This is a genomic window from Rhodococcus sp. BS-15 (assembly GCF_000813105.1).
In the GTDB taxonomy this organism is placed as follows: domain Bacteria; phylum Actinomycetota; class Actinomycetes; order Mycobacteriales; family Mycobacteriaceae; genus Rhodococcoides.
This window is the reverse complement of record NZ_BAOX01000228.1, coordinates 1-7,921: the sequence shown is the minus strand read 5'-3', so window position 1 is coordinate 7,921 and position 7,921 is coordinate 1. Positions and strand designations below refer to the sequence as shown.

At 65.7% G+C, this 7,921-nt stretch carries 7 protein-coding genes and 1 pseudogene; 7 read left to right on the top strand and 1 reads right to left on the bottom strand.

Features of this window, described 5'->3' with window-relative positions:
• Window positions 1-91 precede the first annotated feature (91 nt).
• Window positions 92-973 (top strand): hypothetical protein, encoded by an 882-nt coding sequence (locus tag RHBS_RS30975; protein WP_121869732.1) that lies wholly within the window; start codon window positions 92-94, stop codon window positions 971-973.
• Complete coding sequence (locus RHBS_RS20560) at window positions 970-1,959, top strand: HAD-IIA family hydrolase (protein WP_128646349.1); 990 nt, start codon at window positions 970-972, stop codon at window positions 1,957-1,959. Before RHBS_RS30975 ends, RHBS_RS20560 begins: the two co-directional genes overlap by 4 nt.
• A 94-nt stretch (window positions 1,960-2,053) precedes the next feature.
• On the opposite strand, the gene RHBS_RS29190 is transcribed toward RHBS_RS20560, so the two are convergent.
• Entirely contained in the window at window positions 2,054-2,236 is a 183-nt protein-coding gene (locus tag RHBS_RS29190; protein WP_187298578.1) for a hypothetical protein, read from the bottom strand.
• Window positions 2,237-2,279: 43 nt separating this feature from the next.
• On the opposite strand from RHBS_RS29190, the gene RHBS_RS20550 reads away from it, so the two are divergent.
• The 5 genes and pseudogenes from RHBS_RS20550 to RHBS_RS20530 all read left to right on the top strand — a co-directional run.
• Entirely contained in the window at window positions 2,280-3,101 is an 822-nt protein-coding gene (locus RHBS_RS20550; RefSeq protein WP_128646348.1) for a TlyA family RNA methyltransferase, read from the top strand.
• Window positions 3,098-4,063, top strand: coding sequence for an NAD kinase (locus RHBS_RS20545; protein ID WP_128646347.1), 966 nt, complete (start codon window positions 3,098-3,100; stop codon window positions 4,061-4,063). Before RHBS_RS20550 ends, RHBS_RS20545 begins: the two co-directional genes overlap by 4 nt.
• A 2-nt stretch (window positions 4,064-4,065) precedes the next feature.
• Window positions 4,066-5,835 carry a DNA repair protein RecN gene (recN, locus tag RHBS_RS20540; protein WP_187298579.1) on the top strand — a complete coding sequence of 590 codons (1,770 nt, stop codon included), beginning with the start codon at window positions 4,066-4,068 and terminating at the stop codon, window positions 5,833-5,835.
• An 84-nt stretch (window positions 5,836-5,919) separates the two neighbouring features.
• Window positions 5,920-7,104 (top strand): putative cytokinetic ring protein SteA, encoded by a 1,185-nt coding sequence (gene steA / locus RHBS_RS20535; RefSeq protein ID WP_128646345.1) that lies wholly within the window; start codon window positions 5,920-5,922, stop codon window positions 7,102-7,104.
• Window positions 7,101-7,921: pseudogene (locus tag RHBS_RS20530) on the top strand (copper transporter); the annotation flags it as partial. The gene steA and the pseudogene RHBS_RS20530, both read left to right, overlap by 4 nt.

Below are 7,921 nucleotides of genomic sequence, written 5' to 3'. Positions count from 1 at the left end.
AGTAGGACACCGCCGAACACCCGTTGTAAGAAGGGGACCCACTTGGTGGGTCCCCTTTTTGCGTTTGTATCGAAATTCCGAAAGGACGCCCGTGTCGGAAGACAACAACGATCGTCGACCCTCCCGAGGGGACGGCGGCAACCGCCCGAGCGAGTCCCGAGACCGCAACCCCCGCGCTCAGGACCGCCGCGGAGACCCGCGTCGTTCCGACGGTCCTCCCCGCAGACGTGGCGGTGAAGGTGGGTTCTCCGGAGACCGGCGCGGAAACAGCGCATCGTCCGACCGTCGACCGCCGCGTCCCGATGAGCCGGATCTGCCCGACGAGGTCGAAGCCGGACAGCTCGAACCAGCGGTGCGTCGAGACCTGTTGAGCTTGGACAAGAACAACGCAACCGCCGTTGCCCGTCACCTCGTGATGACCAGCAAGCTGCTCGACGACGATCCGCAGTTGGCGCTGCTGCATGCGCGCGCTGCTCGTCAGCGAGCCGGCCGCATCGCCGTAGTGCGTGAGACCGCAGGCATCGCGGCGTACCACGCCGGTGAGTGGGCCGAAGCATTGTCCGAGCTTCGCGCCGCCCGACGCATGGCAGGCGGGCCGGGTCTGATCGCGGTGATGGCCGACTGCGAGCGCGGACTCGGACGTCCCGAGCGCGCTATCGAACTCGGTCGTAGCGACGAGGCTCGTGAGTTGACCGGCGAGGAAGCGTCGGAGCTTCGGATCGTCGTGGCAGGTGCTCGGATGGATCTGAACCAGTACGACCAGGCCGTCGTCACGCTGCAGACCCCGGATCTCGACGCATCGCGATCCGGAACCGCTGCCGCTCGCCTGTTCTACGTCTACGCCGATGCGCTGGTTGCAGCAGGTCGCGTCGACGAAGGTGTGAAGTGGTTCCTGAACGCTGCGGCGGCCGATGTCGATGGTGAGACCGACGCAGAAGAGCGGGTCGAGGAGTTGTCCGGAGGCAGTCAGTGACGCTGCTGCGCGACGCCCACGACGTGCTGCTGCTCGACCTCGACGGCACCGTCTATGCAGGCAAGGACCCCATTCCCGGTGCAGTCGAAGCACTGTCGGGTGGTTCGGAGAAGCAGTACTTCGTCACGAACAATGCCAGTCGCGCCCCCGAGGACGTTGCCGAGCATCTGCGCAGTCTCGGCTTCGATACCTCTGCAGAGTTCGTCGTCACCAGTTCCGAGGCCGGTGCCCGTGTGCTCGCGGGCAGGCTGGACCCGGGTGCCCGCGTGCTCGTCGTCGGCACCGACGCACTGGCGAACGAGATCACCAAGGTCGGTCTGGTGCCGGTCAGGTCTGCCGACGACGATCCCGTCGCGGTAGTGCAGGGTCACTCGGTCGATACAGGCTGGAAGATGCTTGCCGAGGCCGTCCTCGCCATCCGTGCGGGTGCGCTGTGGGTGGCAACGAACATCGATGCCACCTTGCCGAACGAGCGAGGACTCGTTCTGGGTAACGGCTCGATGGTCGCCGCGGTTCGCAACGCCACCGATATCGAGCCGATCGTGGCCGGCAAGCCGGCCGCCCCGATCATGCACGACGCCATCGAGCGCAGCGGAGCACGTTCGGCACTGGTCGTCGGAGACCGGCTCGACACCGACATCGCTGGGGCGAACGAAATCGAGCTGCCGTCGTTGCTGGTGTTGACCGGAGTCAGTACCGCTGCCGAGCTGCTCCGTGCTCCTCGGCATCTGCGGCCCACGCACATCGGCCCCGATCTCGGAGTCCTGAACAGGGACCAGATCGCGTCGAGCGTCGGTAGCAAGACCGGTTGGACGGTCGGTATCGAGAACGAGGTGCTGTCGGTGCGGTACAGCGGGGACGGTACGCCGGATGCGTTCGAGGGTGCGCTCGCCACACTGCACGTCGCCTGGTCCGGTTCGGCCTTCTCGGACGTCCGCTTCGAGGGGGATCGACTCGGCGATCTGCGTTCGTTGCTCGGGTGCTGACACAGCGTTCGACAGCAGCGTTCGGAGAGCGGCGGCGATCGGGCGTTCGTCGTACCCATCCGATAGCGTGAGAGGCGATGAGCGCTCTATTCCACTACCAGGACAGCACCGGCCGAGCGGTGTCGGCGATGAGTCGTCGGCAGATCCGGACACTGTTCGCGCCGAAGTTTCCTCGCTGCTGAATCAGCTCACCATCGAGTCGACGGACGACGACGGTTCCGATGCTGTGGACTCCGACGCCCTCGCGCGCGACGCGAGTCTGCTCGACCGCGCGCACGAGGTCCTCGTGCGCGCCCTGACCACAGTCGACAAGACCTGACGTGGCCCGTCGCGCACGTGTCGACGCCGAGCTGGTTCGTCGTGGACTCGCTCGATCACGGGAGCACGCTTCGGAGTTGATCGAAGCAGGCCGGGTGAAGATTGCCGGGACCGTTGCTACGAAGCCCGCGACCGCGGTGGAGCCGGGCACACCGCTGCTGGTGGCAGAAGAAGACAACGAGGTCTCGTGGGCATCCCGCGGTGCGCACAAGTTGCTCGGCGCTCTCGGCGCTTTCGAGCCGCTCGGCTTGACCGTCGAGCACGCTCGTTGCCTGGACGCCGGTGCATCTACCGGTGGGTTCACCGACGTTCTTCTCAGTCGAGGCGTGCGTGAGGTGGTTGCCGTGGACGTGGGGTACGGGCAGCTGGTGTGGCGCCTGCAATCCGACGACCGTGTTCACGTCGTCGACCGCACCAACGTTCGGTCGATCGACGCCGAGACGATCGGTGGACCGGTGGACGTGATCGTCGCAGATCTGTCGTTCATCTCGTTGAAGCTCGTTCTTCCCGCATTCGTTGCTTGCTCGAAGCCGGGCACCAACATGGTGTTGATGGTCAAGCCACAGTTCGAGGTCGGCAAGGATCGCGTGGGTTCCGGTGGTGTGGTGCGGGATCCTGCGCTGCGAGCCGAGGCCGTCGAGGATGTGGCCAACGCGGCCGTCAGCTCGAATCTCACTGTCCAGGCTGTTGCAGCAAGCCCACTGCCGGGGCCGTCGGGCAATGTCGAGTACTTTTTGTGGCTGAGGGCAGGTGCAGGCGAGGACTCGCCGAGCGCCGACATCACGGAACTCGTCCGGCTCGCGATCGAGGAAGGACCACAGTGACTCCGTCCCACGCAGCACCGGAACGGGAGTCGACTCGAGAGATTCTTCTCGTCGCCCATCCTGGTCGACCGGACATCGCCGAAACTGCGCGTCGTGTGGGCAAGGTGTTCGACGAAGCGGGCATCTGCCTTCGCGTGCTCGTGGACGAGGTCGAGCCATCGAAGATCGAGGCGTCCGAAACAGAGGAACACGACCACGTGTTCGTCGCCGACATGAAGCTCAACGTCGTCGAGTTCGGACCGGACGCGGCCGCAGGCTGCGAGATGGTTCTCGTTCTCGGCGGTGACGGGACCTTCCTGCGCGCAGCCGAACTCGCGCAAGCGGCGTCCATACCGGTGCTCGGCATCAACCTCGGCCACGTCGGGTTCCTGGCGGAGGCCGAAGCCGACCATCTCGAAGATGCCCTGGCCCGCGTCATCGCCGGGGATTACCGCATCGAGCAACGCATGACGTTGGACATCGCGATTCGCGTCGGCGACCAGGTGGTCGATCGTGGATGGGCACTGAACGAAGCCAGCATCGAGAACGGGTCCCGGCTCGGAGTGCTCGAGGTGGTCCTCGAAGTCGACGGTCGACCGGTGTCGGCATTCGGGTGCGACGGCGTGCTGGTCTCCACACCGACGGGTTCGACGGCATACGCGTTCTCGGCCGGCGGGCCGGTGGTGTGGCCGGAACTCGAAGCGATACTGGTGATTCCGAGCAACGCACATGCTCTGTTCGCGCGGCCGCTCGTCACCAGTCCCGAGTCGATCGTCGCGGTCGAGATCGATGCCGGCGGACACGCGGGATTCGTATTCTGCGATGGCAGGCGCACCTTGAGCCTGCCGGCCGGCGCTCGCGTCGAGGTGGTTCGGGGAGCGTCACCGATCAAATGGGTACGACTCGATTCGGCACCGTTCGCCGATCGCATGGTCAAGAAATTCGAACTGCCCGTGACCGGGTGGCGGGGGAGAGCGAGGTAGGGATGCTCGAAGAGATTCGGATCGACAGCCTCGGAGTCATTTCCGGTGCCAGCGCACAGTTTCACGAGGGGCTGACCGTACTCACCGGCGAGACCGGTGCCGGTAAGACCATGGTTGTCACCAGTCTGCACCTGTTGTCGGGTGCCCGCGCGGACGCAGGCCGGGTTCGACTCGGCGCGCAGCGTGCTGTGGTCGAAGGGCGATTCAGTACCGACACCGCGTCGGAGCAGGTGATCGACGACGTCGACAAGGTACTCGAGTCCTCGGGAGGCCAACGCGACGAGGACAATTCGATCATCGCCGTGCGTACCGTCAACTCGGACGGCCGCTCTCGTGCGCACCTCGGTGGGCGCAGCGTGCCCGCGTCGGTGCTGTCGAACTTCACCGACTCGTTGCTGACGGTGCACGGTCAGAACGACCAGTTGCGTCTGCTGCGTCCCGATCAGCAACTCGCCGCCCTGGACAGATTCGCCGGGGATGCGGTGGCGTCCCTGGTCTCGAAGTACCGCACCGCGCGCAAGACGTGGCTCGATGCTCGAAACGAGTTGATCGACCGCACCGAACGCAGCCGCGAACTGGCGCAGGAGGCCGACCGGCTGCAGTTCGGCCTACAGGAGATCGACTCCCTGGCACCGGAGCCGGGCGAGGATCGCTCGGTGGCCGAGGATGTGCGTCGGCTGGGCGATCTCGATTCGCTGCGCGAAACCGCGGAAGGTGCCTCGGCAGCACTCGTCGGGAGTACCGAGGAGGCGTCGGACACGACGTCCGCGCTGTATCTGCTGGGCGAGGCTCGCTCTCGCCTCGAACATGCCGAGGACGCGGCTCTGACCGAGCTGCTGCCGCGACTGAACGACGCGATGGCGATCGTGGGCGACATCGGGGCAGACCTCACCTCGTACCTGACGGATCTGCCGTCCGATCCGGGCGCGCTCGACTCGATCCTGAACCGGCAGGCCGAGCTGAAGTCGTTGACGCGTAAGTACGCCGCCGATGTCGACGGCGTCATCGCCTGGGCGGAAGACGCCCGCGAGCGGCTCTCGCACATCGACACCTCGGCCGATGCGCTCGCCGAGTTGAGTGCCAAGGTCGACGCGGCTGCGGTCGACGTCGCGGCGGCCGCGTCGAAGCTCAGTGCGGCTCGCGCGAAGGCCGCCGTGAAGCTCTCGAAGGCGGTGAGCGTCGAGCTGGCGGGCCTGGCGATGGGAAAAGCGAAGCTGCAGATCGATGTTCGCGCACTTCCCGCCGGTCCGTCCGACACGGCACCGATCGCCGTCGACGGGGCCGAACTGCATGCGGGCAGCAATGGCGTCGACGAGGTCGAGTTTCGTCTGTCCGCGCACGACGGTGCCCAGGCTCTTCCGATCAGCAAGAGTGCGTCGGGCGGTGAGCTCTCGCGGGTGATGTTGGCGCTCGAAGTGGTGCTGGCGGGCTCGGACAAGGGCGCGACGATGGTTTTCGACGAGGTCGACGCCGGAGTGGGTGGCCGTGCGGCCGTGGAGGTCGGGCGTCGGCTCGGCCGGTTGGCTCGCACGCACCAGGTCATCGTGGTCACGCACTTGCCGCAGGTCGCAGCGTTTGCCGATACGCACCTGGTGGTCGACAAGACCGATGCGAAGAAGGGTGCGGCGAACAGTGGGGTTCGGACACTGTCGTCGTCGGAACGCGTCGTCGAGCTGGCGAGAATGCTCGCGGGTCTGGACGACACGGAGACCGGTCGCGCGCATGCCGAGGAGCTGCTGGCCACCGCAAACGCCGATCGAGCCGCGCTGTAACTTTTGGTGCTGATGTGATCAGTGTGGTAGTTGTTTCGGCGCGCCTCCATCGCCGGGCGTGTCGATCGGGTCATCATGGTTCTCATGAAGATGCCGGCTCTGCTGTCACGTAGTCAGGATTCGCTGCCCGGAATCACGGGTATTGCGCGAGTCGATCGCAACACGGCCAAGCTCCTCAAACGGGTCGGCCCCGGTGACATCGTCGTGCTCGACGAGCTCGACCTGGACCGCCTGACCGCCGATGCACTCGTCGAGGCCGGTGTGCTCGCGGTCGTCAACGCGTCGCCCTCGATCTCCGGGCGCTACCCGAACCTTGGTCCCGAGGCGATCGTGGCCAACGGGATCACCTTGATCGACTCGGCCGGCACCGAGATCTTCAAGAAGATCAAGGACGGCACCAAGATTCGTCTCAACGACGGCGGTGTCTACACCGGCGATCGGCGCCTCGCCAAGGGCGACGAGCAGAGCGAAGCAGAGATCTCGGACAAGATGATCGAGGCCAAGACGGGTCTGGTCGATCATCTCGAAGCGTTCTCGGGCAACACGATCGAGTTCATCCGAACCGAGAGCCCGCTGCTCATCGACGGCGTCGGTGTGCCGGACATCGACATCGACCTCGAGGGTCGTCATGTGGTGATCGTGGCCGACGGTCCCGGTCACGCCGAGGATCTGAAGAACCTCAAGCCGTTCATCAAGGAGTACTCGCCCGTCATCATCGGCGTCGGCGCGGGTGCCGACACCGCGATGAAGGCGGGTCATCGTCCCGACCTCATCGTCGGCGATCCCGAGGACGTCACTGCGCAGACGCTCAAATGCGGTGCAGAGGTGGTCCTTCCAGCGGATTCCGACGGACATGCGCAGGGTCTCGAACGCATTCAGGATCTCGGTATCGGTGCCATGACGTTCCCGGCCACCGGTGCCGCTGCCGATCTTGCGCTGTTGTTGGCCGATCATCACGGGGCCTCACTGATCGTGTCGGTCGGTAGCCCGGCCAGCCTGGACGAGTTCTTCGATCGCGGTCGGCGCAACACCAACCCGGCCGCATTCATGACGCGTCTGAAGGTTGGTGCCAAGCTGGTCGACGCCAAAGCTGTTGCGACGCTGTATCGCAGCCGCGTGTCCGGCGGTGCGATCGCTCTATTGATTCTGGCGGCGCTCGTTGCCGTGATCGTAGCGTTGGCCGTGTCCAACATCGGCGGTGAAGCGTTGGATTGGGCAATCGATCTGTGGAACCGATTCGCTCTGTGGTTCCAAGGGTTGCTTTCGTGATTTCGCTTCGCCAACATGCCATTTCGCTGGCTGCGGTCTTCGTGGCACTGGCCATCGGCATCGTGCTCGGTTCTGGTCTGCTCTCGAGCGGACTGGTATCGGGCCTTCGGGACGACAAGACCGGTCTCGAAACTCAGGTGGACGATCTGCAGGCGACCAACAATCAGCTCGGTGAGCAGCTCAACTCGGCCGACGGCTTCGGCGCCGCGGTATCGGGCCGGGTGCTACGAGACACGTTGGTCGATCGCAGCGTTGTGGTCATCACCACCCCCGACGCCGACCCCGGGGATGTCGACGGAGTCACGCGGTCGATCGGAGCGTCGGGTGCCACCGTCACCGGCCGAGTGTCACTGACCGATTCGTTCGTCTCCGCGGCGAACGGTGACGATCTTCGTACGCGCCTGACCAACGTCATTCCGGCCGGCGTGCAGTTGCGCACCGGCGCGGTGGATCAGGGCAGCCTCGCTGGAGACCTGCTGGGTTCGGTGCTGCTGCTCAACGCAGAGACTGCCCAGCCGCAGTCGACTCCCGAGGAGCTCTCGCTGGCGCTGGAGACGCTGCGTAGCGGCGGGTTCATCGCCTACGACAACGGTGCCGTCGCGCCCGCTCAACTGGCCGTGGTCGTCACCGGTTCCGGTACCTCGGACGTGGAGGACGGCAATCGCGGTGCCATCGTCGCGCGGTTCGCGGGCGCGCTCGATGCACGCGGTGCAGGCGCGGTACTGGCGGGCCGATCCGGCGCGGCGGGAGGGCAACGGTTCCATCGCTGTCGTGCGAGCCGATTCGGCGCTGTCGTCCGCTCTAAGCACGGTCGACA

What these genes read in the sequence shown, in the direction of transcription:
- steA (WP_128646345.1), top strand. Translation starts at nt 5,920, where the DNA reads ATGAAGATGCCGGCTCTGCTGTCACGTAGTCAGGATTCGCTGCCCGGA.
- recN (WP_187298579.1), top strand. Translation starts at nt 4,066, where the DNA reads ATGCTCGAAGAGATTCGGATCGACAGCCTCGGAGTCATTTCCGGTGCC.